This is a genomic window from Pseudomonas sp. LFS044, from assembly GCF_047978245.1.
Lineage (GTDB): Bacteria > Pseudomonadota > Gammaproteobacteria > Pseudomonadales > Pseudomonadaceae > Aquipseudomonas.
The window spans coordinates 21,807-46,389 of record NZ_JBFPFX010000021.1; the positions used below are offsets into that span (position 1 = coordinate 21,807).

At 63.7% G+C, this 24,583-nt stretch carries 21 protein-coding genes; 13 read left to right on the forward strand and 8 right to left on the reverse strand.

The features are described 5' to 3' along the window. Window positions 1–2 precede the first annotated feature (2 nt). Complete coding sequence (locus ACNQPL_RS17965) at window positions 3–371, forward strand: hypothetical protein (RefSeq protein WP_416467440.1); 369 nt, start codon at window positions 3–5, stop codon at window positions 369–371. Window positions 372–475: 104 nt separating this feature from the next. Here the strand turns inward: ACNQPL_RS17965 and ACNQPL_RS17970 are convergent, their stop codons facing one another. Continuing rightward, entirely contained in the window at window positions 476–2,041 is a 1,566-nt protein-coding gene (locus ACNQPL_RS17970; RefSeq protein ID WP_416467441.1) for a beta (1-6) glucans synthase, read from the reverse strand. A 195-nt stretch (window positions 2,042–2,236) separates the two neighbouring features. Between ACNQPL_RS17970 and ACNQPL_RS17975 the strand changes: the two genes are divergently transcribed. The 8 genes from ACNQPL_RS17975 (at window position 2,237) to ACNQPL_RS18010 (ending at window position 11,058) form a co-directional block, all read left to right on the forward strand. After that, a complete protein-coding gene (locus ACNQPL_RS17975; RefSeq protein WP_346615659.1) occupies window positions 2,237–3,097 on the forward strand; it encodes a glycine betaine ABC transporter substrate-binding protein in 861 nt (286 codons plus the stop codon). A gap of 251 nt (window positions 3,098–3,348) precedes the next feature. Then, entirely contained in the window at window positions 3,349–3,660 is a 312-nt protein-coding gene (locus ACNQPL_RS17980) for a DUF485 domain-containing protein (protein ID WP_016501040.1), read from the forward strand. Then, complete coding sequence (locus tag ACNQPL_RS17985; protein ID WP_346615660.1) at window positions 3,657–5,321, forward strand: cation acetate symporter; 1,665 nt, start codon at window positions 3,657–3,659, stop codon at window positions 5,319–5,321. The genes ACNQPL_RS17980 and ACNQPL_RS17985 overlap by 4 nt, the downstream gene beginning before the upstream one ends. A gap of 158 nt (window positions 5,322–5,479) precedes the next feature. Then, on the forward strand, window positions 5,480–5,962 hold the full coding sequence (locus ACNQPL_RS17990; RefSeq protein ID WP_416467442.1) for a hypothetical protein: 483 nt from the start codon (window positions 5,480–5,482) through the stop codon (window positions 5,960–5,962). Between the two features lie 71 nt (window positions 5,963–6,033). Continuing rightward, the gene (locus ACNQPL_RS17995; protein WP_416467443.1) at window positions 6,034–6,528 is read left to right on the forward strand and encodes a CS1 type fimbrial major subunit; all 495 of its coding nucleotides are present in this window, start codon (window positions 6,034–6,036) and stop codon (window positions 6,526–6,528) included. A gap of 74 nt (window positions 6,529–6,602) precedes the next feature. Continuing rightward, window positions 6,603–9,071, forward strand: a complete 2,469-nt coding sequence (locus ACNQPL_RS18000; protein WP_416467445.1) for a TcfC E-set like domain-containing protein — start codon at window positions 6,603–6,605, stop codon at window positions 9,069–9,071. Between the two features lie 53 nt (window positions 9,072–9,124). Beyond that, complete coding sequence (locus tag ACNQPL_RS18005; RefSeq protein WP_416467446.1) at window positions 9,125–9,898, forward strand: molecular chaperone; 774 nt, start codon at window positions 9,125–9,127, stop codon at window positions 9,896–9,898. Between the two features lie 11 nt (window positions 9,899–9,909). Then, window positions 9,910–11,058, forward strand: coding sequence for a hypothetical protein (locus ACNQPL_RS18010; RefSeq protein ID WP_416467448.1), 1,149 nt, complete (start codon window positions 9,910–9,912; stop codon window positions 11,056–11,058). 105 nt (window positions 11,059–11,163) lie between these two features. Here ACNQPL_RS18010 and ACNQPL_RS18015 read toward each other — a convergent pair whose 3' ends face one another. Next, window positions 11,164–11,316, reverse strand: coding sequence for a DUF3309 family protein (locus tag ACNQPL_RS18015; protein ID WP_003252624.1), 153 nt, complete (start codon window positions 11,314–11,316; stop codon window positions 11,164–11,166). 206 nt (window positions 11,317–11,522) lie between these two features. On the opposite strand from ACNQPL_RS18015, the gene ACNQPL_RS18020 reads away from it, so the two are divergent. Both ACNQPL_RS18020 and csrA read left to right on the forward strand, forming a co-directional pair. Then, window positions 11,523–12,332 (forward strand): SDR family oxidoreductase, encoded by an 810-nt coding sequence (locus ACNQPL_RS18020; RefSeq protein WP_416467450.1) that lies wholly within the window; start codon window positions 11,523–11,525, stop codon window positions 12,330–12,332. Window positions 12,333–12,459: 127 nt separating this feature from the next. Further along, the gene (gene csrA, locus ACNQPL_RS18025) at window positions 12,460–12,648 is read left to right on the forward strand and encodes a carbon storage regulator CsrA (protein ID WP_346615667.1); all 189 of its coding nucleotides are present in this window, start codon (window positions 12,460–12,462) and stop codon (window positions 12,646–12,648) included. Between the two features lie 51 nt (window positions 12,649–12,699). Here csrA and ACNQPL_RS18030 read toward each other — a convergent pair whose 3' ends face one another. From ACNQPL_RS18030 to mnmC, 5 genes are all read right to left on the reverse strand, one after another. Then, entirely contained in the window at window positions 12,700–12,927 is a 228-nt protein-coding gene (locus ACNQPL_RS18030) for a YheU family protein (RefSeq protein ID WP_054900489.1), read from the reverse strand. A gap of 61 nt (window positions 12,928–12,988) precedes the next feature. Then, the gene (locus ACNQPL_RS18035; RefSeq protein ID WP_387533013.1) at window positions 12,989–14,173 is read right to left on the reverse strand and encodes an osmoprotectant NAGGN system M42 family peptidase; all 1,185 of its coding nucleotides are present in this window, start codon (window positions 14,171–14,173) and stop codon (window positions 12,989–12,991) included. A 119-nt stretch (window positions 14,174–14,292) separates the two neighbouring features. Continuing rightward, the gene (gene ngg, locus ACNQPL_RS18040; RefSeq protein WP_416467452.1) at window positions 14,293–16,038 is read right to left on the reverse strand and encodes an N-acetylglutaminylglutamine synthetase; all 1,746 of its coding nucleotides are present in this window, start codon (window positions 16,036–16,038) and stop codon (window positions 14,293–14,295) included. 3 nt (window positions 16,039–16,041) lie between these two features. Next, window positions 16,042–17,829 carry an N-acetylglutaminylglutamine amidotransferase gene (locus tag ACNQPL_RS18045; RefSeq protein ID WP_416467453.1) on the reverse strand — a complete coding sequence of 596 codons (1,788 nt, stop codon included), beginning with the start codon at window positions 17,827–17,829 and terminating at the stop codon, window positions 16,042–16,044. Window positions 17,830–18,353: 524 nt separating this feature from the next. Then, entirely contained in the window at window positions 18,354–20,321 is a 1,968-nt protein-coding gene (mnmC, locus tag ACNQPL_RS18050) for a bifunctional tRNA (5-methylaminomethyl-2-thiouridine)(34)-methyltransferase MnmD/FAD-dependent 5-carboxymethylaminomethyl-2-thiouridine(34) oxidoreductase MnmC (protein WP_416467454.1), read from the reverse strand. A 113-nt stretch (window positions 20,322–20,434) separates the two neighbouring features. Between mnmC and pap the strand changes: the two genes are divergently transcribed. Then, window positions 20,435–21,928 (forward strand): polyphosphate:AMP phosphotransferase, encoded by a 1,494-nt coding sequence (gene pap / locus ACNQPL_RS18055; RefSeq protein WP_416467455.1) that lies wholly within the window; start codon window positions 20,435–20,437, stop codon window positions 21,926–21,928. 114 nt (window positions 21,929–22,042) lie between these two features. After that, window positions 22,043–23,005 (forward strand): DMT family transporter, encoded by a 963-nt coding sequence (locus tag ACNQPL_RS18060; RefSeq protein ID WP_416467456.1) that lies wholly within the window; start codon window positions 22,043–22,045, stop codon window positions 23,003–23,005. A 100-nt stretch (window positions 23,006–23,105) separates the two neighbouring features. Here the strand turns inward: ACNQPL_RS18060 and ACNQPL_RS18065 are convergent, their stop codons facing one another. Further along, complete coding sequence (locus ACNQPL_RS18065; protein WP_387532413.1) at window positions 23,106–24,500, reverse strand: class II fumarate hydratase; 1,395 nt, start codon at window positions 24,498–24,500, stop codon at window positions 23,106–23,108. Between the last annotated feature and the right edge of the window lie 83 nt (window positions 24,501–24,583).

A 24,583-nucleotide genomic window follows, 5' to 3' on the forward strand; every position in this document is an offset into this window, starting at 1 on the left:
GGATGTCTCGTTCGTTGCCAGCCGTTTTGCTGCTGCTGTTCCTCGCCCTGTGGCTGCTTGCCAGTTATGGCGTGCGCTACGGGTTGATGGAGGATGCGCAGTGGGTTGGCCTGTGCACGGCGCCAGGCGAGTACTGGCAATGCCAGGCGCGCTCGCTGCTGGGCCTGGGCATTCACTTTCAGGTGATGGGCTGGGCCGGGCTGGGGCTGGCGTTGCTGGCGCAGCTGGTGCCTGGCCGGGGTGGATGGTGGCTGGCGGTGCTCGCCCTGGTGTTTGGGGTGCCGGCGCTAGTGCTGTATACCGCCAGCATGGCCGTATTTGCCCTGGTGCTGGCCGGGTTGCGCCTGGTGCGGCAAGCGCGTCGTGGTTGACAGGGGCTGCTGCGCAGCCCATTCGCCGGCAAGCCGGCTCCCACAGGCATGGGCGCCGCCGGCCCTGTGGGAGCCGGCTTGCTGGCGATGGCCGCACTTGTGTTTCAAGCCTTGCGCACCCGCAAGCTGCGCCACAACGCCGCCGTCATCAGCACACTGACCACCGCCCAACTCCAGGCCTGCTGACTGTCCAGCCCTTCCCGATACAGCTGTGGCATCACCCCCGCGCCAACGATAAAGGCCAGCAACGCCACCTCAGCCCGCGCTGCCGCCACCGGCCGCAGCAGGTAAACCACCGCCGGCAACACCAGTGCCGGCGTGGGAAAGCTGCGATAACGCGGGTCGAAGACCATCGCCAGCATGCTCACCGCCGCCGCAAAGCCGGCAGCCAGCAACAGCCACCCCGCACGCGCCTCGAACCAGGCAAACAACCTTTCACGCCAACCTGCCCGGCGCGCCAGCGCCAGCACGGCATGGGCCAGCACCAGCAGGTTCAGTCCTGCCAGCACGGCGGCCCAGAGCCATTCCCCGGCAAATCGCGCGTGGGTCCGCATCAGCTCGCCCCACAACCCCAGGCAGCCCGCGCCCAATGCCGCCAGCAGCGGCAACAGCAGGGCGGCACGCGTGCTGGCCGGGCGCCCGGCGAACAGCAGCATGGCGGCCATCAGCACCGCACTGGCCAGCCACCACTGTGGCCAGTGGTGCAGGTTGCTCACCGGCCCTTCGAGTACGCCTTTGTCCTGCCTGTCTGCATCGTACAGCCCCCAGTAACCACCCACGGCGCCCTCGCTGGCACGCTTCCAGGGCTGGTCGAAGGCCTCGATCAGGTTGTAGTGCCAACCATTGGCCTCGGCCATGGCGACAAAGCCGCGGATGAAGCGCGCCTCGTTGGCGCGGCTGGGCACGGCGGTCTCGCGCTGGCGGCCTTCGCTGGGCCAGCCGGTCTCGCCGATGAGGATATCCTTGGGCGCAAAGCGCGTGCCGAACACCCGGCGCACATCGGCGACATGCGCCAGGGCATCGTCAATGCCGCGTGGCTCATCCTCCCAATAGGGCAGCAGGTGGATGGTCAGGAAGTCCACCGCGGGCGCTACCTGCGGGTGCTGCAGCCAGAACTCCCACACGTCGGCATAGGTGACCGGCACCTTCACCTGGCTTTTCACCTTGTTGATCAACCCGGCCAGGCGCTCGCCGGTGACTTCCTTGCGCAGCAGCGCCTCGTTGCCGACGATCACCGCGCTTACCACGTCCGGGTTGGCATTGGCGGCAGCGATCAGCAAGTCCACTTCCTTGTCGGTGTCGACCGGGTTGGCATTGACCCAGGCCCCGAGCATCACTTTCAGCCCATGCTTGCGCGCCAGCGCCGGGATTGCCTCCAGGCCGGTCATGGAATAGGTACGGATGCACTGGAATCGCTCGGCCAGCAGCGCCAGGTCGGCGTCCATGCGTGCCGGGCGCAGGCGGAACGGCTGGTCGAACGGCGACTGGTCCTTGTCGAACGGGGTGTACGAGGCGCACTGCAGCTTGTGCGTCGGGCTGGCCGCGTCGGGCAGCTGTATCGGCTTGCCGAGCCCGTACCAGAGCGCGCCGAGGCCGAGCAGGGCAAGCAGGCAGGCGAGCAGGTAAAACGGTGTCAGCAAGCGGGCAGGGGTGGGCATCAGGCGGTCCATCGTCAGCGCAAAGCGTTAGATAGTAGCCCGGCGCCAATCATTTGGCATGCAAGGATCGCGCAGAACCGCGTAGGCCGATGCCGCTAATGGCACAGTGCTGTCGCAAAGCAATCGGTACAGGTCGCAGCTGGAGCAGGTCGCGCGTTGTTGCAGGACCATGATGCAATCTCCGAGACCTGACGAGGGGATGCTTTGATGGCGACTTTGAAGACAGTGCGACGTTTTCTGGGGGTGGGCACCGCCCTGGTATTGGCCATGAGCGCTGCACAGGCAATGGCCAAAGAAGTAAGCATTGGTTACGTGGACGGTTGGGCCGACAGTGTGGCGACCACCAACGTGGCCGCTGAAGTGATCAAGCAGAAACTCGGCTACGACGTGAAGCTGCAGGCCGTGGCCACCGGCATCATGTGGCAAGGCGTGGCCACCGGCAAACTCGACGCCATGCTCTCGGCCTGGCTGCCGGTCACGCACGGTGAGTACTGGACCAAGAACAAAGACAACGTGGTGGACTACGGCGCCAACTTCAAGGACGCCAAGATCGGCTTGATCGTCCCCGAATACGTCAAGGCCAACAGCATCACCGACCTCAAGACCGACACCACCTTCAAGCAGAAAATCGTCGGCATCGACGCAGGTTCCGGGGTGATGCTCAAGACCGACCAGGCCATCAAGGATTACGACCTGACAGGTTACAAACTGCAGGCAAGCTCCGGCGCGGCAATGACTGCCGAGCTGGGCCGTGCCTATGCCAAGCAGCAGTCGATTGCGGTAACCGGCTGGGTGCCGCACTGGATGTTCGCCAAGTGGAAGCTGAAGTTCCTCGAAGACCCGAAAGGCGTTTACGGTGCCGCCGAGACGGTCAACAGCATCGGCAGCAAAGCGCTGGCGACCAAGGCGCCGGAGGTGGCCGAGTTCCTCAAGAAATTCAGCTGGCAGTCCAAGGACGAGATCGGCGAGGTGATGCTGGCGATCCAGGAAGGTGCCAAGCCTGAAGCGGCGGCGAAGGATTGGGTGGCCAAGCACCCGGACCGGGTCAAGGAGTGGACCGGCAAGTAATTGATTTCAGGGCCAGCGTGCCCCCAATCGCCGGCAAGCCGGCTCCCACAGGGCCATCACAGGCATCGGGCCATGTTGTGACTGTGTGGGCGCCGGCTTGCCGGCGATTGGGGCACACTGGCCTTCTGGTTGTTACCGATCCTGCAAGACAGTGTTGCATCTAAGACTAAGGTCGTCTGGTTGGCGTCCAACGGCAGCATAAAGTGACGGTGTGGGTTCCATCCCCTATCTGTGCTGCTAGGACAAAAACAATGAACGACAGCATTTACCTCTCGATACAAAACAGCCCCCGCTTCAAGGAGCTGGTCACCAAACGCGAACGGTTCGCCTGGATTCTCTCGGCGATCATGCTCGGCCTGTACTGCGCCTTCATCCTCCTGATCGCCTACGGTCCTCATCTGCTGGGCGCCAAGCTCAGCCCTGAGTCGTCGATTACCTGGGGCATTCCCTTGGGCGTCGGCCTGATCGTTTCGGCATTCGTCCTGACCGCCATCTACGTACGCCGCGCCAACGGCGAATTCGATGAGCTGAACAAGGCCATCCTGAAGGAGGCGCAACAATGATTCGCCACGCCAAAGCCCTGGCCGTACTGGCCTGCGGCGCTTTTGCACCCGCCGTGTGGGCCGCTGATGCCCTGACCGGCGAGGTGCAGAAACAGCCGCTGAACATTTCTGCGATCGCCATGTTCGTGGCCTTCGTCGCCTTCACCCTCGGTATTACCTACTGGGCCTCCAAACGCAACAAGTCGGCGGCCGACTACTACGCGGCCGGTGGCAAGATCACAGGCTTCCAGAACGGCCTGGCGATTGCCGGCGACTACATGTCGGCAGCCTCCTTCCTGGGTATTTCCGCCCTGGTGTTCACCTCCGGCTACGACGGCCTGATCTACTCGATCGGTTTCCTGGTCGGCTGGCCGATCATCCTCTTCCTGATAGCCGAACGCCTGCGCAACCTGGGCAAGTACACCTTCGCCGACGTGGCCTCGTACCGCCTCGGGCAGAAGGAAATCCGCACCCTGTCGGCCTCCGGGTCGCTGGTGGTGGTGGCGTTCTACCTGATCGCGCAGATGGTCGGCGCCGGCAAGCTGATCGAGCTGCTGTTCGGCCTGGACTACCACGTCGCGGTCATCCTGGTGGGCATCCTGATGTGCCTGTACGTGCTGTTCGGCGGCATGCTGGCCACCACTTGGGTGCAGATCATCAAGGCCGTGCTGCTGCTGTCCGGTGCCAGCTTCATGGCGCTGATGGTCATGAAACACGTGGGCTTCGACTTCAACACGCTGTTCTCCGAAGCGATCAAGGTGCACAGCAAGGGTGAAGCGATCATGAGCCCGGGTGGCCTGGTCAAAGACCCGATTTCGGCCTTCTCGCTGGGCCTGGCGCTGATGTTCGGTACTGCCGGCCTGCCGCACATCCTGATGCGCTTCTTCACCGTCAGCGATGCCAAGGAAGCCCGCAAGAGCGTGCTCTACGCCACGGGGTTCATCGGCTACTTCTACATCCTGACCTTCATCATCGGCTTTGGCGCGATTCTGCTGGTCAGCACCAACCCGGACTTCAAGGACGCCGCCGGCGCCCTGCTGGGTGGCAACAACATGGCGGCGGTGCACCTGGCCGATGCCGTGGGTGGCAGCATCTTCCTCGGCTTCATCTCGGCGGTGGCGTTCGCCACCATCCTGGCCGTGGTCGCAGGCCTGACCCTGGCCGGTGCCTCGGCGGTGTCCCACGACCTGTACGCCAGCGTCTGGCGCAAAGGCAAGGCCAACGACAAGGACGAGATCCGCGTGTCGAAGATCACCACCATTGCACTGGGCGTGCTGGCGATCGGCCTGGGCATTCTGTTCGAGAAGCAGAACATTGCGTTCATGGTCGGCCTGGCCTTCTCCATCGCCGCCAGCTGCAACTTCCCAGTGCTGCTGCTCTCGATGTACTGGAAGAAACTGACCACCCGCGGCGCCATGATCGGCGGCTGGCTGGGCCTGGTAAGTGCGGTTGGCCTGATGATCCTTGGCCCGACCATCTGGGTGCAGATACTCGGCCACGAGAAAGCCATCTACCCGTACGAGTACCCGGCACTGTTCTCGATGCTGATTGCATTCGTGGGTATCTGGTTCTTCTCGGTCACCGACAAGTCCAAGGCCGCTGAAAGCGAGCGTGCGCTGTTCTTCCCGCAGTTCGTGCGTTCGCAGACTGGCCTGGGTGCCAGCGGGGCGGTCTCACACTAACGTTAACGCGATGCAATGAAAAACGCCCCGCTTGTCGGGGCGTTTTTTATTGCATGCAGTTCGTCAGACGTTTCCTACATACCTAGTAATGTTCTGCTCGTACAGTTCCCTGATGTCGCAAGTGCTAGATAGATGCCGGCACTTTTGGGAGCTGCTCAATGAAATTACGCTGTTTAATTACCCTTGTTCTCGTTGGCGTGTCGGGCACTGTAGGGGCGAAGGAAATACCGCAGGACATCAGTGTCCGGGCTGTCGTGTCGACCCCAGAGTTTCAGGTGGCCTCGGCCGGTAGTTGGTGGGATGAAGATCTTGAGATGGAATATGACCCGAGTAGGCTCACCTTCAAGGACGTTACTAAAGAAATTTTTGTAAAGAGTCACTATGGGCCGATTTACGCGAAAACAGATAGTTCACATTATTTTTTCAAGCGGGACGGCGGTGCGCAAGATACTCGTCGATACCAAATCCAGTTGAATCGCATACGGATGCAGCCAACGCCGACTGAAATAGTCAGCGCTGCTGACGCCGCCCAAGGAACAACCATTCCATTCAGGTTCTATGGGTTCTCTGGGGTAGGGTCTAGCCTGCCCGGCACCTACAGGACGCATGTCACCCTGACGTTTGAAACGGGTGCGCCCTGATTCGGGTTTTTATTGGGTGCTGCCTGTGTGCCTGCTATTTGATGATGTGTAACCCCAAAAGGAAACTTATTGTGAAACCCTATGCATTGGCTGTCCCATTCATTGCATTGTTTGCCGGTGCCGCTGTTGCGTCCGCCCCTGAGCCGATCAGCCAGGAAATTTCAGTGAAGGCGATCATTCCCGGGAATGATTTTTCAGTGGAGCCCAAAGGGGATTGGATTCAGCGGGGCGTGACGCTTGAGTACCAGCCGCAGAGCGATGCGTTCACGGCGGTAACCGAAGCTTTCACAGCCCAGAGTGATGCCGGCGCTATTCAGGCCAAACTGCTGGAAGCCGCAGAGTTGCGAGAGCAAACCAACAACGACCAGAAAATTGATCTTGTCATCACGGTAGGGGGCAAACAGTTGGCGTTAATGGCCGAGGAAGTCATGAGCGCAGAAGATGCTAAAGCCGGTAACGAACTTCCCATTACCTTTGCCGCTGTAAAACCTCAGGCAGGTTATGTGAAGGGGGAATATAACGGGGTCGTGAAAGTACTGTTTGAAACTTCCTCCAGCAGCCTTTGATCGATGCAGTGCCGCCTACCTCACCTCGCCAGATGGTTGCCTGCGGTGAGGCAGGCGTTGAAGTGGATTGAATCATGTTCCAGTTTGCTGCACCCGGCCGTGCACTCGCTGCCTGGCTGCTGGGTGCTGCCTGCCTCTTACCCCTCCAAGTATCGGCCGAGCGCGCGTCCAGTGCTGTCGGCCTGAACACGTTCGGGCGTTTGCCAGAAGACTTTGAGGCGCATTTTTTCGATGTACCGCTTGCCGTGCGAGTGGAACTGGATCAGCGTTACCTCGGTGATGCCATGGTGGTGCTGAGCCGTGATAACCGTGTGCAGTTGCTGGCGTTTACCGACACTGAACAAAGTAAAGAGCCGTCCACACTCAGGCAGTTATGGCAGCAACGGCTGGCGGACGGGCGCGTGCTGGGCGACTGCCTGCAAAACTGCCCCGACGGGTTGCAGGCTATTCATTACAGCCTGGCCAATTCCCAGTTGTCGTTGCTGACGTCCAATGCCGAAAAGCTGGAACAGGACGCGCTCTACCACCGCCTCCCGGAGCAGAGCGGCGCCGGGCTGCTGCTGCGTAACCAGCTCAACCTGGTCAACGATGGCAACCAGACCACGGGCAGGCTCGGCCTGCTCGGCCAGGGCAATCTGCATAATTGGACCACGCTTGCCGATGCACGCGTCGATCGCAGCGCAACTGAGCAAGGCGATGTACGCTATCGCATGCACCAGCTTTACGCCGAGAGCCTGCACGACGAGCACTTCTTTCGGCTGGGGTACATCTCCGTTGGCGCGCAAGGCCTGGTGCGCCAGCCCACGCTACTGGGGCGCCGCCCCGATAGCACGCTTGGCTTGATGCTAGGCAGCAGTGACAGCCTGCTGGTCGACAGTGGCCAGGCCAGCGCTGTGCCGGTCTATGTCACCCCAAACCGTCCCGGCATCGTGGAGATCTACCGCAATGGTTCACTGATCAACAGTCAGCCGGTACAGCCTGGTTTGCAGGCGCTCGATACGCGGGTGTTGCCCGGCGGCATCTACGACGTGGAGCTGCGCTTGCTTGAGGACGGCCTGGAGACTTCGCGCAGTGAAGTGTCCATCTACAAGCCGAGCCGATGGCAGAACATGGACAACCGCTGGCGCTACAACCTCTACCTGGGCCAGCAGGTCGAGCTGCTGAGTAACTGGAATGACCCGCGTGAACCGAGCCCAGCGTTCGGTGCCCTCTCCAACTACCTTGTGCATCCTGCCGCGATACTGGGGCTGTCGGTGCAACAGGTCGATGCCGACCTGCAGTTAGGTACCTCGCTGGACTGGGATGTGCATGAGCGGTTCAAGTTTTACGCCAGCCTCAATCGGACCCGGGGCATGGGCAACAGCGGCGATCTGCAGGTGACCCATACCTACCCTTCGGGCTCGCTGTTGCTGACCCACAACCAGAGCTGGCTCGAGCCTCGCGAAAACGCTCGGGACGATACTTCACAGCGGCAGGTGCGCAGTCGTACCGCCTTTTCGGTAAACCACCGGGTAACCTCGCGCAGCTCAGCGACGCTGCGCCTGGAACACAGCGCAGGCTCGGCAAGTGGCTTGGGCGCCGACCTGAGCTGGGCGTTCAACGGAACACTGCGGGGGCATCGAAGCAGTGTTCGCCTGTCTCTTTTCGACAGGCCTGGAACACGCAGCAGCGCCGGTGCCCGAAGCCGCGGCGTTAACCTCGCCATGAGCATGAACCTTGAACGCGAGGGCAGGCAGCTTGGGGTCGATGCCGGTAGCCGCGCCTCGCGTGAGGGGGGCAATGACCCTTACGCTTCGCTGTGGTATCGGCGCAACGTCGACCTTGGCCCGGTGCACAGCCTGGGGGGCAGCGCGACGCTCGACAGCTATGGCACCAGCCTGGCCGCCAACGGGCGGTTTCATAGCCAGGCGCTGCAGGGCGATGCTTATGCCCAGAGTTCTTCTTTCAACAATAACCTCAGTGCTGGCCTCAACCTGGAAAGCACCCTTGCGCTGGGTGCGGGGAAGCTGGCCATCGGTGGCCATAACCTACCGTTCGAAGCCGGCTTGATCATCGATGTCGAAAGCGACCTGCCAGGTATGAAGCTGCGGGCCAACGATGGCCAGGGCTTGAGTGCAGTGCTGCGCCCGGGGCGCAATATCGTGCCGGTGACGGCGTTCAAATCGGGCCATGTGCGCTTCGACTTCGACGCCAAGGACGTGCCGCCCGCTCAGATCCAACCCCTCGCTGTCGACTACCACCTCAACCGCGGTGGGGTGGGGTACCACTCATTGAAGGTGATGCGCACGGTCACCGTGTTTGGCCGGCTGCTCGATGGGCAAGGCCAGCCACTGCACGGCGCGCACGTGGTCAACGACGCCGGGCGCACGGTGGCCGAGGTGGATGGCTATTTCAGCGTCGAGATGAGTGAGTCACGGCCCACCTTGGAAATTCGTCATGGCGCGGCAGGTAATTGTCTTCTGACATTAACGCCGGCCAACTTCGATCGCGAGGATGACGTACTGATCGTGGGTGATCAGCGCTGTGTGCCGAGTAAGGGCTGAACCGGTTTTCAGCATGACGCTGTAGCGGGCCCGATTCCGGGGCCGATGGATGAATGTTGAGCAAGCAGAGGTTGAAGATGCACAGATTCACATTTCAGTTATCCCCCATGTTGTTCGTAGCACTGATGCTGCCGTGGTTTGCTCAGGCCGGGCCACAGCTGGATGTCGGGGCTCTGTACGATTACCTCGAACCGGGCAAGGGCACCTACGCCAAACGCATCTACAACAGAGGGGACAGTACCGCGTTCGTCAAGGTCAGCGTGCTGGAACTGGTCTACGACGGGCAAGCCGAGCCCCGTGAAGTGGAAATCGATCAGTTGCCCTTCGATCAGCGCAGCGTTGTCGCCAGCCCCGCACGGATGATCATCCCGGCACGCGGCATGCAGGCCGTACGGTTGCTGTATCGCGGTGAGCGGGACCAGGAGCGTTATTACCGGCTGCGCTTCATCCCGGTGGTACCGCAACAGGATGACAGCTTCGCGCTGGATGAAACGGAGCTTGAGGCTTACCGCGAGGAACTCAGTGCCGGTGTGCAGTTTCTGGCTGGCTTCGGCACCATTTTGATTACCAAACCTGCTGCCACGCGCTACCAGACATCGATTGAGCAAGCCGGCGGAAAATGGACCGTGCGCAACGAGGGCAATGCCACGGTACTGCTCGACAACGTCCAGGCCTGTGTACTGCTCGATGACCAGTGTGATCCTCCGGCCAAGCAGCATCTTCGCCCTGGGCGTACACGTGAGTTCGTCGAAAAACCGGGTGTCGAGTATCGCTTCGAACTGGTGGAAGGCGATGCGCGCAAAGCCATGAACTTCAAGGCAGGGTGAGAGGGCGGGCGATGTTTCGTAAGTGTGCAATGCTCGCGCTGGCTTCTGGCGTGTTCGGCGGGTCCTGGGCGCAGGCGGCCGACGTTACGCTGAAGCTGCGTTACCGCGGCGAGACCCGGCAATTTGAAAACCTGACACCCAGGTCGTCGCCTGTCTGCACTCAGCTGCCGCAGCTGTGTAGCCAGCCGCTGGCGAATCTGCTGGATGTGAATGTCGAGTACTCGAAAACAGTGGATGGCGAGGGTGCTGACGGCTTCTACCTATCAGCCCCTGTTCAGCCGACTGCGCTAGTAATGGTCCGTGATCAATCCGGTGAGCAGGTCAGCATGGACTTTGCCATCACCCACCTGGGCGGCGCAGTAACCTCGGACGATGGGTTGCCTGCGCCTACGGCGCGCACGGGCCTTGACTCGAGTGGTTGTCAGGTTGCCTTGGCCAGTGCTGCGCACCGCTTGTTTCTGTGGTCGCTGGCCAGCAGCGGGTGTTGGGCCAACCTCAACACGGCTGATGCGAGCACTTACCATGTCAGCCATCTGACGCTGGGTTACGCGCTGAAGACGCCATTGCCGGCGAGCTTGAAGGCGGGTGTCTATCGAGGGCGCGTGGTCTATTCGATTGGGCCGGACAGGGATATAGGCCTGGGGGCGAGCCGAACGGTCTCCGGGCTCACTGCCGACTCGGTGGCGATCAACGTCGAGCTGGAGGTGGTGCATGACCTTCAGGTGCGCTTTGAACCGGGCGCCGAGCAGGTGGCGTTGGTGCGACCGAAGGGCAATGGACGCAGCCTGGCAGATAAACTGGAAAAGGACGTCGCCTTCAGCCTGACTGCCAGTGGGCCCTTCAAAGTCTGGGCACTGTGCAGCACCGGGCTGGGTAGCACGTGCAGCCTACGGTCCGCCAAGGGCCACGGTATACCGCTGTTTCTGGCGATGACCTTGCCAGGTGTTTCATACCAGGGCCGTTCGCTCCATCGGCAGGCACTGACCTTTGGCGGGGTTGCGGACGCCATCACCCTCGAAGTCCCCCCAGAGGGCGTGACCGGCAGCCAAGGGCAGTTGCACTTTCATGTGAACCCCCGCGGCCCCACCAGGCAACAGGACATGTTGCCTGGCATCGAGTATCAGGCGGTCGTGACAACGGTGTTCGATGCCAACCTATAGGGGGCTAGCCGGGTGCGTGCGCCGTTCAGCACTGACCCACCGGCAATGAAAAACCGCGCTACGGCTGTTGCCCGTAGCGCGGTTTTTTCATTCCGGACGCTAGATCTAGATCATGCCAAGTAACAACAGCACCAGCAGTATCACCAGCACCACGCCGATGATGCCGGACGGGCCATAGCCCCAGCTGCGTGAGTGTGGGAAGACCGGTAAGCCACCAATCAACAGCAGGATCAGGATGATGATGAGGATAGTGGTCATGACGGAGTCCTTGCGTGGTTAGGGGTCAAGAGCCTCGGATTGCTGGCCTCTTGTTAATTCGGACCGGTGCCGCTTGCGAAAGATTCCATTTGCTCGGCACTGACCGCTTGGTCATGCCCGCCCATTCACTACCCTGATGAACCCTCCCACTCGGCAGGGCCTTGATTAGACTGGCCTGACAACCCATAAGCACAAGGCCTGCCACCATGCAAAACCGCATCATGATCACGGGCGCCGGGTCCGGCCTCGGCCGCGAGATCGCCCTGCGCTGGGCGCGCGAGGGCTGGCGTTTGGCGCTGGCCGATGTCAACGAACCCGGCCTGCGCGAAACCCTGGAGCTTGTGAGTAGCGCGGGTGGCACGGGCTTCACCCAGCGTTGTGACGTGCGCGACTACAGCCAGCTCACCGCTTTGGCCCAGGCCTGCGACGAGCGGTTTGGTGGTATCGACGTGATCGTCAACAATGCGGGCGTGGCCTCGGGCGGGTTCTTCGCCGAGCTGTCGCTGGAGGACTGGGACTGGCAGATCGCGGTCAACCTGATGGGGGTGGTCAAGGGCTGCAAGGCCTTCTTGCCGCTGCTCGAGCGCAGCAAGGGGCGGATCATCAACGTGGCCTCGATGGCGGCGCTGATGCAGGGCCCGGGCATGAGCAACTACAACGTTGCCAAGGCCGGTGTGCTGGCACTGTCGGAGAGCTTGCTGGTGGAGCTGCGGCAGTTGGAGGTGGCCGTGCACGTGGTGTGCCCGTCGTTCTTCCAGACCAACTTGCTGGACTCCTTCCGCGGCCCCAACCCGGCAATGAAAGCCCAGGTCGGCAAGCTGCTGGAAGGCTCGCCGATCAGCGCGGCAGACATCGCCGAGCATATCCACCAACAGGTCGCTGCCGGCGAATTCCTGATTCTGCCCCATGAGGCCGGGCGCCAGGCGTGGGCGCTGAAGCGGCAGGCGCCGGAGCGGCTTTACGACGAGATGGCGCAGATGGCGGTGAAGATGCGAGGCAAAGCTCAAATACGCTGATTGTAGGCTGCGTCTGTAGGGGGAATTACCTGCTTGAGTAGGCCCGTTCTGAATTATTGCGAAGGCGTTGAATAGCCGGATATCCCCATGCAGTCTACGGTTTTCCCTGTTGCCGGAGGACCGCAGCATGTTGGTCATTGGACGCGAAGTCGGCGAAGTCATCACCATAGGTGACGATATTCAGATCAAAGTGGTGGAAACCCGCGATGGCATGGTGCGTTTTGGCGTCAGTGCGCCGCGCGAGGTGCCGGTGCACCGGGCCGAGGTGTACAAGCGGATCAAGGCGGGCGAGGTGCGCAAGGGCAATTCGGCTTGAGCCGACTGTGCCGGCCTCATCGTGGGCTCCCCCGCGATGAGGCCAGTCTTGTCAGTCGAGCAGCTCGCGCGGCACATCATGTTTGGCCAGCAGCTGGCACTGCTGGCTCTCCAGGTCGAACAGGATGAACGCCTGGCCCTTGGCCAACGCCTGGCGCACCCGCAGCACGCGGGTTTCCAGCGGCGTGTCGTCGCCGTTGTCGGTACCGTCACGGGTGACGAAATCCTCGATCAAACGGGTCAGGGTTTCGGCTTGCAGTTGCTCGTAGGGGATCAGCATGGGCGGTATTCGGCTTCATTGAACAATACGCCCATGCTACGCGAAACCCGTTGGCTGTGGCTCACCCCTTGTTGCCGACCAGGCTGTCGACGGCCGGCACCCGCGTGTCACTCTCCATCTGCGCGTCGTGCTCCAGCTGATGGCTGAAGCGCTCGAGCGAGGCATTGGCCGGGTTGGAGTCGCTGGCGAACACTGGCGGGCTCAGCAGGTAGCCCGACAGCAGGCGGCTGAGCGCGGCCAGGCTGTCGATATGGGTGCGCTCGTAGCCATGGGTCGCATCACAGCCGAACGCGATCAGCGCGGTGCGGATGTCGTGCCCTGCGGTCACCGCCGAGTGGGCATCGCTGAAGTAGTAGCGGAACACATCGCGGCGCACCGGCAGGTCCTGGTCGCCGGCCAGTTTCAGCAGGTGGCGCGACAGGTGGTAGTCGTAGGGCCCCGAGGAGTCCTGCATGGCCACGCTGACGGCATGTTCGCTGGACGCTTGGCCAGGCGCGACCGGGGCGATGTCGATGCCGACGAACTCGCTGACGTCCCAGGGCAGGGCAGCGGCGGCGCCGGAGCCGGTCTCCTCGGTGATGGTGAACAGCGGATGGCAGTCGATCAGTGGCTGGCGGCCGCTCTCCACCACCGCCTTGAGGGCAGCCAGCAGCGCCGCGACGCCGGCTTTGTCATCCAGGTGGCGGGCGCTGATATGGCCGCTTTCGGTGAACTCCGGCAGCGGGTCGAAGGCGACGAAGTCGCCGATCGACAGCCCCAGCGCTTCGCAATCGGCGCGGGTGGCGCAGTAGGCGTCCAGGCGAACCTCCACGTGCTCCCAACTGACCGGCATCTGGTCGATGGCGGTGTTGAAGGCATGCCCGCTGGCCATCAGCGGCAGCACGCTGCCACGAAACACGCCGGTGTCGGTGAACACGCTGACCCGGCTGCCCTCGGCGAAGCGGCTTGACCAGCAGCCCACCGGCGCCAACGCCAGGCGGCCATTGTCCTGCAGCTGGCGCACGCTGGCACCGATGGTGTCGAGGTGGGCCGAGACGGCGCGGTCGGGGGAGCTTTGCCGGCCCTTGAGGGTGGCGCGGATGGTACCGCGGCGGGTCAGCTCGAAGGGGATGCCCAGTTCATCCAGGCGCTCGGCGACGTAGCGCACGATGGTGTCGGTAAAGCCGGTGGGGCTGGGGATGGCGAGCATCTCCAGGAGCACGCGTTTGAGGTAGTCGAGATCGGGTTCGGGGTGTCGTTCAGACATGTGTACTCCTTTGCCGGCCTCTTCGCGGGGCAAGCCCGCTCCCACAGTTTGCCGCTGGGCTCAAGGGCAACAGTGAACCTGTGGGAGCGGGCTTGCCCCGCGAAGAGGCCTTCATTGATTCACGCCAACGCCCGGCTATGCGGGAACAGCAGGTCGACAAAGCGCTCCGCCGTTGGCTGCGGTTCATGGTTGGCCAACCCAGCCCGCTCGTTGGCCTCGATGATCACGTAATCCGGGTGCTCGGCGTCGCGCACCATCAGGTCCAGGCCCACTACCGGAATGTCCAGCGCCCGCGCCGCGCGCACCGCCGCATCGGCCAGCACCGGGTGCAGGCGTTCGGTCACGTCTTCCAGCGTGCCGCCGGTGTGCAGGTTGGCAGTCCGGCGCACGGCCAGGCGCTGGCCGGCGGGCAGCACGCTGGTGTAGTCGAGGCCGGCATCGCGCAGGGTGCGTTCGGTCTCGTCATCCATCGGAATGCGGCTTTCGCCACCGGTCGCGGCCTGACGACGACGGCTCTGGGCTTCGATCAGCGCCTTGACGCTGTGCTTGCCGTCACCGATCACCTGCGCCGGGTGGCGGATGGCCGCGGCCACCACTTCATGGCCGATTACCAGGATGCGCAGGTCTTGCCCGGGGTGGAAGCTTTCCAGCAGCACGCGGCTGTCGAAACGCCGGGCGTGCTCGATGGCCTGGCTGACTTCATCGTAAGTCCTCAGGTTGACCGCCACCCCTTGGCCCTGCTCGCCATCCACCGGCTTGACCACCACGGCGCCGTGCTCATCGAGAAACGCCAGGTTGTCGTCAGCGTTGCCTGCCAGCTGCTGCATCGGTACCTGCAGGCCGGCGTTGTGCAGGGCCTGCTGGGTAAGGCGCTTGTCCTGGCAGAGGGTCATGCTGACCGCACTGGTCAGGTCGCTGAGTGATTCGCGGCAGCGTACCCGACGCCCGCCAAGGCTGAGGGTGAACAGCCCGGCGCTGGCATCGTCCACCTGCACTTCGATGCCACGGCGATACGCCTCATCGACGATGATCCGCGCATACGGGTTGAGCCCGGCTTCCGGGCCGGGGCCGAGGAACAGTTGCTGGTTGATGCCGTTCTTGCGCTTGACCGCGAAGGTCGGCAGGTTGCGGAAACCCAGCTTTTCATAAAGCCGCTTGGCCTGGCGGTTGTCATGCAGCACCGACAGGTCCAGGTAGGCAAGCCCGCGGCTCATGAAGTGCTCGATCAGGTGGCGCACCAGCACCTCGCCCACACCGGGGCGGGTGCAGTGCGGGTCGACGGCCAGGCACCACAGGCTGCTGCCGTGTTCGGGGTCGTCAAACGCCTTGCTGTGGTTCAGGCCCATGACACTGCCGATCACCGCATGGGTGTCTTCGTCCTCGGCCAGCCAGTACACCGGCCCGCCCAGGTGGCGTGGGGTCAGCAGTTCGGGTTGCACCGGCAGCATGCCGCGCGCCTGGTAAAGGCTGTTGATCGCCTGCCAGTCGGCGTCGCTCTGCGCCCGGCGGATGCGAAAGCCGCGGAACACCCGCTGCGCCTGGCGGTAGTCGGAGAACCACAGGCGCAAGGTGTCGGAGGGGTCGAGGAACAACTGTTGCGGTGCCTGCGCCAGCAGCTGTTGCGGCGCCGCCACATACAGGGCGATGTCACGCTCACCGGGGCGCTCCTCCTGCAGCGCCTCGGCCAGGGTCGCGGGGTCCGGATAGGTGTGGCCGATCAACAGCCGGCCCCAGCCGCAGTGCAGGGCGCGCGGCTGGTCGTGGGGCTCGCTGCCATCGCCGGCCAGGCGCGCCTGCAGGCGCTCGTAGGACGGCGTCTGGCCGCGCAGCAGGCGCTGGCCGTAAGCGGTTTCATGGGGCTTCATGGGTCAGATTCCTTGTTCGCTGAGCCACAGGTTCAGCGCCGCCAGCTGCCACAGCTTGGAGCCGCGCAGTGGGGTCAGCTGGCCATGCGGGTTGCTCAGCAGGCGGTCGACCATGGCAGGGTTGAACAGGCCGCGGTCCTGGCTAGGGTCGGTCAGCAACTCGCGTACCCAGTCCAGGGTGGCGCCTTGCAGGTGTTTGAGGCCGGGCACCGGGAAGTAACCTTTCTTGCGGTCGATCACTTCGTGGGGGATCACGCGGCGCGCGGCCTGCTTGAGCACCTGCTTGCCGCCGTCCGGCAACTTGAAACGCGCCGGGATCCGCGCCGACAGTTCCACCAGGCGGTAATCGAGGAACGGCGTACGCGCCTCCAGGCCCCAGGCCATGGTCATGTTGTCGACGCGTTTGACCGGGTCGTCCACCAGCATCACCGTGCTGTCCAGGCGCAGCGCCTTGTCCACCGCATCGGCGGCGCCGGGGCGGGCGAAGTGTTCGCGCACGAAATCGCCGGCCGCGTCGGTCTCCAGCAGCCACGGGGCCTGCACCGTATCGCGGTACTCCGCATGGCTGCGGTCGAAGAAGGCATCGCGATAGGCGCCAAAGGCATCCTCTGCGCCGTCCACCTGCGGGTACCAGTGGTAGCCGGCAAACAGCTCGTCGGCGCCCTGGCCGCTCTGCACACCCTTGCAATGCTTGGCCACTTCCCGCGACAGCAGGTAGAAGGCAATGCAGTCGTGGCTGACCATCGGTTCGCTCATGGCGCGGAACGCGGCCGGCAGCTGCTCGATGATTTCACGCTCGTCGATGCGCAACTGGTGGTGGCGGGTGCCGTAGTGCTTGGCGATCAGGTCGGAATACTGGAATTCGTCGCCACGTTCGCCACCGGCATCCTCGAAGCCGATGGAGAAGGTCGACAGGTCCTCCACGCCCACGTCGCGCAACAGGCCGACCAACAGGCTGGAGTCGACACCGCCCGACAGCAGCACGCCCACATCTACGGCAGCCCGTTGGCGGATGGCCACCGCATCACGGGTGGCATCGAGCACACGGGTGGTCCAGCCTTCCAGGTCGAGTTCGCGCTCGTCCGGGTTAGGGCCGTACTGCAGCTGCCACCAGGTCTGGCGCTCCACTTCACCGTGGCGGTCGACCCGCATCCAGGTGCCGGGCTCGAGCTTCTGCACGTTGGCCAGCAAGGTGCGTGGTGCGGGCACCACGGCGTGGAAGTTGAGGTAGTGGTTGAGCGCAACCGGGTCGATCATCGGGTCGATGTCGCCGCCTTTGAGCAGCGCTGGCAGCGTCGAGGCAAAGCGCAGGCGCTCGCCGTTGCGCGACAGGTACAGCGGCTTGACGCCGAGGCGGTCGCGGGCCAGGAACAGGCGCTGGTTGTCGCGCTCCCAGATGGCCAGGGCGAACATGCCGTTGAGCTTGGGCAGCAAGGCTGCGCCCCAGGCGTGGTAGCCCTTGAGCAACACCTCGGTGTCGCCGTCGGACCAGAAGGTGTAACCCAGGTCCTGCAGCTCCTGGCGCAGTTCGGGGAAGTTGTAGATGGCCCCGTTGAAGGCCAGCGACAGGCCCAGGGTGTTATCGACCATGGGCTGTGCCGAACCGTCGGACAGGTCCATGATTTTCAGCCGGCGGTGGCCGAGGGCGATCGGGCCCAGGCTATGGAAGCCCCAGGCGTCGGGGCCGCGAGGCGCCAGGTGATGGGTCATGCGCTCTACCGCGGCGAGGTCCGCCGGGCGAGGGGCTTGGTCGATGGGGGTGAAACGCAACTCTCCAGCTAATCCGCACATAGGTCCTTACCGGTTTTTCCGTTGGGGAATCAGTGCCCCGGATTAGGGCACCTGTAAGGAACTGACCTGAGCGATTTATGAGAGTTTTAGATCAATCTGTTATATGGGGGCGGTTTGGGGGCTGGCTTGGGGGTTTTATGGGGGTAAGCGCCGTCCTCGCGACGTGCTCGTCTTGGGATCTTTAGCGCGTTTGAGATCGAGCGCCGCCCGCGCGGCGCATCGCGGGCAAGCCCGCTCCTACATTTGTTGCAACGTGCCATGGCCTGTGAGGCCATAGTTGTCAGCCTTGTTGGCACGACGCGATCTTTCCATTAGTGCTGCCGGCGCCCCACCTGTCTTCAGCCATGCACCAAGGCGAACAACCATGGCCTGGCTGGAACGGCGCGTTGCAACAAATGTAGGAGCGGGCTTGCCCGCGATGCGCCGCGCGGGCGGCGCTCGATCTCAAGAGCCCTAGATACCTCCCGACCTGCACCAGGCATCACCCCCTAACCCCACCATGCCATTCCCCAGACCCGAATCCATCACTTGCCCCGAATCAACCTGCGCAACCCAAACCGATTCGGATGACACGCCTCAGCCACCGCCCGAGGCAGCGGCAGCGGCTCACCGCTGGCCCAGGCTGCAATCAATTCACCGGCAATCGGCGCCGTGATCAACCCTCGCGAGCCATGCCCGCTGTTCACATACAACCCTGCCAACCAAGGGCAGGGCACGTCGGGCACCTGGCGCGCGTCCTTGCCCAGCGCGGCGTAGGCCTCGGCAAAGGCGGCGGGGTCGGCAACCGGGCCGACAATCGGCAGATAATCCGGGCTGGTGCAACGAAACGCCGCGCGACCTTGCAACTGCTCAGGGTCGAGCGCTGCAGCACCCAGGCGCTGAGCCAGGTCTGTGGAGATTTCGTCCAGCAGCGCCAGGTTGCCCTGGTGCTCGGCCACGGTCGGCGCCAGGTCGTCGCTGTGGAAGTCGAAGCTGGCGCCCAGCGTGTGTTCGTCACCCCGCGGCGGCGCCACGTAGCCCTCGGCGCACACCACGGTCCCCAGCGCCCGGCTGCCCTCGGTCGCCGGCAGGCGGGTGATCTGCCCGCGTATGCGCTTGAGCGGCAGTTGCGCACAGGCTTCGAAGCGCTTCACATCGGCCGCCCCCGCCAGCACCACCAGCGGGGCGCTGGCCAACAGCCGCTCGCCACCCCAGGCCTGCCACAGGCCATCGGCCTTGCGCAGTTCGAGCACCTCCTGGTGAGCCAGCAGGCGAATGTTCGGGTGCTTCAGTTGCGCCTGGCACAACGCCGGCGGGTGCACCCAGCCGCCTTCCGGGTAAAACAGCCCGCCCGCAGGCAGCGCGATCCCGGCAATCGCTTCGGCTTCCTCGCGCCCCAGGGCGCGCAGCAAGCCGCTGTCGAAGGCCGCGGCGAGCTTGCCCTGGCGCTCGGCCTCTTTGCTATCGAAGGCCAGTTGCAGCACGCCGCAGTCGTCCCAGTCCTGCCCGCGCTGCAACTGCTGCAGTTGGCGTCGGGTGTAGCCGAACCCAGACAGGATCATTTGCGACAAGGCCGTACCATGTGCGGACAGCTTGAGGTACAGCACGCCCTGAGGGTTGCCGGAGGCTTCGCATGCAGGTGCGTCGTGGCGCTCCAGCACGGTCACCTGCCAGCCGCGTCGAGCCAGGCTGGCGGCGGTGCAACTGCCGGCCAGCCCGGCACCGATCACCAGGGCCTGGCGTGGGCCTTGGTCACCGCGCGGGCGGTCATACCAAGGCAGGTATTGATGCGAGGATGTCGGCCCGGTGTACATGCCGCTCATCACCTCCCATTTCTTGCCGATCCCCGGCACCTTTTTCATGGCGAAGCCGGCCTCGACCAGGCTGCGTCGCACCCAGCCGGTGGTGGTGAAGGTGCCCAGCACGGTGCCTGAATGCGACAGCCGTGCCAGTTGCGCGAACAGCTCGGGGGTCCACATGTCGGGGTTCTTGGCCGGGGCGAAGCCATCGAGAAACCACACGTCGATGGGCGCATCGAGCTGCGGCAACTGTTCCAGCGCATCGCCAATCAACAGGGTCAAGGTGACGCGCCCGTTGGCGAACGTGAACTGCTGGAACCCTGGGTGCACCGCCACGTACTGCGCCAGCAGTGGCTCGGTATAGGCGGCCAGCTCTGGCCACAGGCGTACCGCCTTGGCCATGTCGTCGTAGCCGAGCGGGTATTTTTCGACGCTGACAAAATGCAGCCGGGCGTCGGCGTGGGCGTGGGCGTCGAACAATTGCCAGGCACAGAAAAAATTCATGCCGGTCCCAAAACCGGTTTCGCCTATGACCAGACAAGCGTGCGGGGGCAGGGCAGTGAAACGCTCGGCCAGGCGGGTTTGGCCGAGGAAGACATGTTTGGTTTCTTCGATGCCTTCGTTGACGGCGAAGTACACGTCGTCGTACTGCCGCGAATGTGGGCGGCCCTGGTCGTCCCAGTCGATCTGGGCATGCTGGAGGAGGGTGGACATGGTTGGCTCGGTTGCAGCGGATGAGCGATTTTATGTCATCTGCAGGTTTTGCGCAGGGCTACAGGCCGATCACAAATCCGCTAGTCTTGCTTATCCATTGAAGGAGCCAGTGCATGTTCGAATCCGCCGAAATCGGTCACAGCATCGACAAGGAAACCTACGAGGCAGAAGAGCCCGCCCTTCGCGAGGCATTGCTCGAAGCCCAGTACGAACTCAAGCAACAGTCGCGCTTCCCGGTGATCGTGCTGATCAATGGCATCGAAGGTGCCGGCAAGGGCGAGACGGTCAAGCTGCTCAACGAGTGGATGGACCCGCGCATGATCGACGTGCTCACCTTCGACCAGCAGACCGACGAAGAGCTGGCCCGGCCACCGGCCTGGCGCTACTGGCGGGCGCTGCCGCCGAAGGGGCGGATGGGGGTGTTTTTCGGCAACTGGTACAGCCAGATGCTGCAGGGCCGGGTGCACGGGTTGTTCAAGGACGCCGTACTCGACCAGGCCATTGCCGGTGCCGAACGCCTGGAGCAGATGCTGTGCGATGAGGGCGCGCTGGTCATCAAGTTCTGGTTCCACCTGTCCAAGAAGCAGATGAAAGCGCGGCTCAAGGCGCTCAAGGACGACCCGCTGCACAGCTGGCGCATCAGCCCGCTGGACTGGCAGCAGTCGGAAACCTACGACCGTTTCGTGCGGTTTGGCGAGCGCGTGTTGCGCCGCACCAGCCGCGACTATGCGCCGTGGCACATCGTCGAAGGTGCCGACCCGCACTACCGCAGCCTGGCCGTGGGCCGCATCCTGCTCGAAAGCCTGCAGGCCGCGCTGGCCGTGAACCCCAAGGGCAAGCACCAGGGCAACATCGCGCCCTTGGGGCGCAGCATCGACCAGCGCAGCCTGCTGGGCGCGCTGGACATGACCCTGCGCCTGGACAAGCACGACTACCAGGAGCAACTGGTGACCGAGCAGGCGCGCCTGGCCGGCCTGCTGCGCCACAAACACATGCGCCGGCATGCCCTGGTGGCGGCCTTCGAGGGTAACGATGCAGCGGGCAAGGGTGGGGCGATCCGCCGCGTCGCCGCTGCGCTCGACCCCCGCCAGTACCGCATCGTGCCGATTGCCGCGCCCACTGAAGAAGAGCGTGCGCAGCCCTACCTGTGGCGGTTCTGGCGGCACATCCCGGCGCGCGGCAAGTTCACCATCTTCGACCGCTCCTGGTACGGCCGTGTGCTGGTGGAGCGCGTCGAGGGCTTTTGCAGCCCGGCCGACTGGATGCGCGCTTATGGGGAAATCAACGATTTCGAGGAGCAGCTGGTAAACGCCGGCGTGGTGGTCGTCAAGTTCTGGCTGGCCATCGACCAACAGACCCAGCTTGAGCGTTTCGAGGAGCGCGAGCAGATCCCGTTCAAGCGCTACAAGATCACCGAGGACGACTGGCGCAACCGCGATAAATGGGACCAGTATGTCGATGCGGTGGGCGACATGGTCGACCGTACCAGCACCGAAATCGCGCCCTGGACGCTGGTGGAGGCCAACGACAAGCGCTGGGCGCGGGTGAAGGTGCTGCGCACCATCAATGAAGCGCTCGAGGCGGCATTTGCCAAGCACAAGAAGTGAGCCATGCCCCTGCGGAATGACCTGATGAATTCTTTTCCCTGGTTTTTCCGCCGGTGGCAGGCAGCAAGCCCGTAGAATCCAGGCTCCCCCACCACGGGCACGATCGAGGATTTTATGCACATCACTTCCGGGCGCTGGGTCCACGGCCTGCTGCTGGCGCTGCTCACAGCGCTGCTCTGGGGCATCCTGCCGATCAAGCTCAAGCAGGTGTTGCAGGTGGTCGACCCGGTTACCGTCACCTGGTACCGCCTGCTGGTATCTGGCAGCCTGCTGTTCGCCTGGTTGGCGGCCAAGCGACAGTTGCCGTCGTTCGCCAGGCTGGGCAGCAAGGGCAAAGGTCTGGTGGCCGTAGCCGTCTGCGGGCTGATGGGCAACTACGTGCTCTACCTGGTCGGCCTCAACCTGCTCAGCCCCGGCACAGCCCAATTGGTGGTGCAGTTGGGCCCGGTGCTGTTGCTGGTGGCGAGCGTCTTTGTGTTCAAGGAGCGCTTCAGCCTGGGCCAAGGCCTGGGGCTGGTGGTGCTACTGGGCGGTTTCGGCCTGTTCTTCAACCAGCGCCTGGAAGAGCTGCTCACCTCGTTGGGCGCTTACACCACCGGGGTGCTGACCATCCTGCTGGCCACCAGCATCTGGGTGTTCTATGCCTTGAGCCAGAAGCAGCTGCTGACGGTGTGGCATTCGCAGCAAGTGATGATGGTGATCTACCTGTGTTGCGCGGCGCTGCTGACGCCGTGGGTGCACCCGCTGGAAGCGCTGCAGTTGACCCCGTTGCAAGGCTGGTTGCTGCTGGCCTGCTGCCTGAACACGCTGGTGGCCTATGGGGCGTTTGCCGAGGCACTGGCGCATTGGGAGGCCTCGCGGGTGAGTGCCACGCTGGCGCTGACGCCGCTGGTGACCTTCGTTGCGGTGGCGATTGCGGCCTGGCTGTGGCCGGACTACGTGCAGGCCGAGGACATCAATGCCTTGGGCTATGTCGGCGCGGTGACGGTGGTGCTGGGCTCGTCGCTGGTGGCCCTGGGGCCATCGCTGGTGGCTGGGTGGCGAGCGAGGAGGGCGCGCTTGGCGCAGCTGGGTTGATAACCTGTTCCGGCCCTAATCGCCGGCAAGCCGGCTCCCACAGGATCACCCCGGGGGTGCCGGCGTGCCGGCGATAGGGCCTTGAGTACCAGCCGATCAATCAGCCCTTGCCACCCGGCGCCAGCATGTTCTCCGGCCTTACCCACTCATCGAACTGCTCGTTGGTCAGGTACTTCAATTCCAGCGCAGCCTCGCGCAGCGTCTTGCCCTCGCTGTACGCCTTCTTGGCAATCTCCGCTGCCTTGTCATAGCCGATATGCGGGTTCAACGCCGTCACCAGCATCAGCCCGCGCTCCAGGTGCGCCGCCATCTGCTCGGCATCCGGCTCGATCCCCGCCACGCAGTGCTGCTGGAAGTTGCGGCAGCCATCAGCCAGCAGTTCGATGGACTGCAACAGGTTATGAATGATCACCGGCTTGAACACGTTCAACTGCAAGTGCCCCTGGCTTGCGGCAAAGCCGATTGCCGCGTCATTGCCCAGCACCTGGCAGGCCAGCATCGACAGCGCTTCGCACTGGGTCGGGTTGACCTTGCCCGGCATGATCGAGCTGCCCGGCTCGTTGGCCGGCAGGCGCACTTCGGCCAGCCCTGCGCGCGGCCCGGAGCCCAGCAAGCGCAGGTCGTTGGCAATTTTCATCAACGCCACCGCCAAGGTCTTGAGCGCGCCCGCCAGGCTGGTCAGCGGCTCATGGCCGGCGAGGGCGGCGAACTTGTTGGGCGCTGTGACGAACGGCAGGCCGGAGAGGGCGGCGAGCTCGGCAGCGATGGCTTCGGCGAAACCCTGCGGGGCATTCAGCCCAGTGCCCACGGCAGTGCCGCCCTGGGCCAGCTCGCACACGGCCGGCAAGGTGGCGCGGATGGCGCGCGTGGCGTAGTCCAGCTGGGCGACGAAGGCCGACACCTCCTGGCCGAACGTGATGGGTGTGGCATCCATCATGTGCGTGCGGCCGGTCTTGACCAGTTGGTGGTGGCGCGCCGACAGCTCGGCCAGCCCCGACGACAGCTCGGCGATTGCTGGCAGCAGTTGGTCATGCACCGCCTGCGCAGCCGCGATGTGCATGGCGGTGGGGAAGCAGTCGTTGGAGCTCTGCGAGCGGTTGACGTGGTCGTTGGGGTGCACCGGCGCCTTGCCGCCGCGGCCCTGGCCGGCCAGTTCGTTGGCGCGCCCGGCGATCACTTCATTGACGTTCATGTTGCTCTGGGTGCCGCTGCCGGTCTGCCAGACGACGAGCGGGAACTGGTCGTTGTGCTCGCCGTCGAGCACTTCGTCGGCGGCCTGCTCGATCAGCCGGGCGATGTCCGCCGGCAGGTCGCCATTGCGGTCGTTGACGCGTGCAGCGGCTTTCTTGATCAAAGCCAGGGCGTGCAGCACCGCGAGCGGCATGCGTTCCTTGCCAATGGCAAAGTTGATCAGCGAGCGCTGGGTCTGCGCGCCCCAGTAGGCGTTTTCAGGAACTTCGACTGCGCCCAGGCTGTCTGTCTCGATACGGCTCATGCTGCATTCACTCCTTTGTCAGTCAGAATCAGCAGTTTAGGCCCTCATGCGAACGAGCGGTTCATTCGCTCGTCGTGCCACTT

What these genes read in the sequence shown, in the direction of transcription:
- ACNQPL_RS17965 (WP_416467440.1), top strand. Translation starts at nt 3, where the DNA reads ATGTCTCGTTCGTTGCCAGCCGTTTTGCTGCTGCTGTTCCTCGCCCTG.
- ACNQPL_RS17970 (WP_416467441.1), bottom strand. Translation starts at nt 2,041, where the DNA reads ATGGACCGCCTGATGCCCACCCCTGCCCGCTTGCTGACACCGTTTTAC.
- ACNQPL_RS17975 (WP_346615659.1), top strand. Translation starts at nt 2,237, where the DNA reads ATGGCGACTTTGAAGACAGTGCGACGTTTTCTGGGGGTGGGCACCGCC.
- ACNQPL_RS17980 (WP_016501040.1), top strand. Translation starts at nt 3,349, where the DNA reads ATGAACGACAGCATTTACCTCTCGATACAAAACAGCCCCCGCTTCAAG.
- ACNQPL_RS17985 (WP_346615660.1), top strand. Translation starts at nt 3,657, where the DNA reads ATGATTCGCCACGCCAAAGCCCTGGCCGTACTGGCCTGCGGCGCTTTT.
- ACNQPL_RS17990 (WP_416467442.1), top strand. Translation starts at nt 5,480, where the DNA reads ATGAAATTACGCTGTTTAATTACCCTTGTTCTCGTTGGCGTGTCGGGC.
- ACNQPL_RS18000 (WP_416467445.1), top strand. Translation starts at nt 6,603, where the DNA reads ATGTTCCAGTTTGCTGCACCCGGCCGTGCACTCGCTGCCTGGCTGCTG.
- ACNQPL_RS18005 (WP_416467446.1), top strand. Translation starts at nt 9,125, where the DNA reads ATGTTGAGCAAGCAGAGGTTGAAGATGCACAGATTCACATTTCAGTTA.
- ACNQPL_RS18010 (WP_416467448.1), top strand. Translation starts at nt 9,910, where the DNA reads ATGTTTCGTAAGTGTGCAATGCTCGCGCTGGCTTCTGGCGTGTTCGGC.
- ACNQPL_RS18015 (WP_003252624.1), bottom strand. Translation starts at nt 11,316, where the DNA reads ATGACCACTATCCTCATCATCATCCTGATCCTGCTGTTGATTGGTGGC.
- ACNQPL_RS18020 (WP_416467450.1), top strand. Translation starts at nt 11,523, where the DNA reads ATGCAAAACCGCATCATGATCACGGGCGCCGGGTCCGGCCTCGGCCGC.
- csrA (WP_346615667.1), top strand. Translation starts at nt 12,460, where the DNA reads ATGTTGGTCATTGGACGCGAAGTCGGCGAAGTCATCACCATAGGTGAC.
- ACNQPL_RS18030 (WP_054900489.1), bottom strand. Translation starts at nt 12,927, where the DNA reads ATGCTGATCCCCTACGAGCAACTGCAAGCCGAAACCCTGACCCGTTTG.
- ACNQPL_RS18035 (WP_387533013.1), bottom strand. Translation starts at nt 14,173, where the DNA reads ATGTCTGAACGACACCCCGAACCCGATCTCGACTACCTCAAACGCGTG.
- ngg (WP_416467452.1), bottom strand. Translation starts at nt 16,038, where the DNA reads ATGAAGCCCCATGAAACCGCTTACGGCCAGCGCCTGCTGCGCGGCCAG.
- ACNQPL_RS18045 (WP_416467453.1), bottom strand. Translation starts at nt 17,829, where the DNA reads ATGTGCGGATTAGCTGGAGAGTTGCGTTTCACCCCCATCGACCAAGCC.
- mnmC (WP_416467454.1), bottom strand. Translation starts at nt 20,321, where the DNA reads ATGTCCACCCTCCTCCAGCATGCCCAGATCGACTGGGACGACCAGGGC.
- pap (WP_416467455.1), top strand. Translation starts at nt 20,435, where the DNA reads ATGTTCGAATCCGCCGAAATCGGTCACAGCATCGACAAGGAAACCTAC.
- ACNQPL_RS18060 (WP_416467456.1), top strand. Translation starts at nt 22,043, where the DNA reads ATGCACATCACTTCCGGGCGCTGGGTCCACGGCCTGCTGCTGGCGCTG.
- ACNQPL_RS18065 (WP_387532413.1), bottom strand. Translation starts at nt 24,500, where the DNA reads ATGAGCCGTATCGAGACAGACAGCCTGGGCGCAGTCGAAGTTCCTGAA.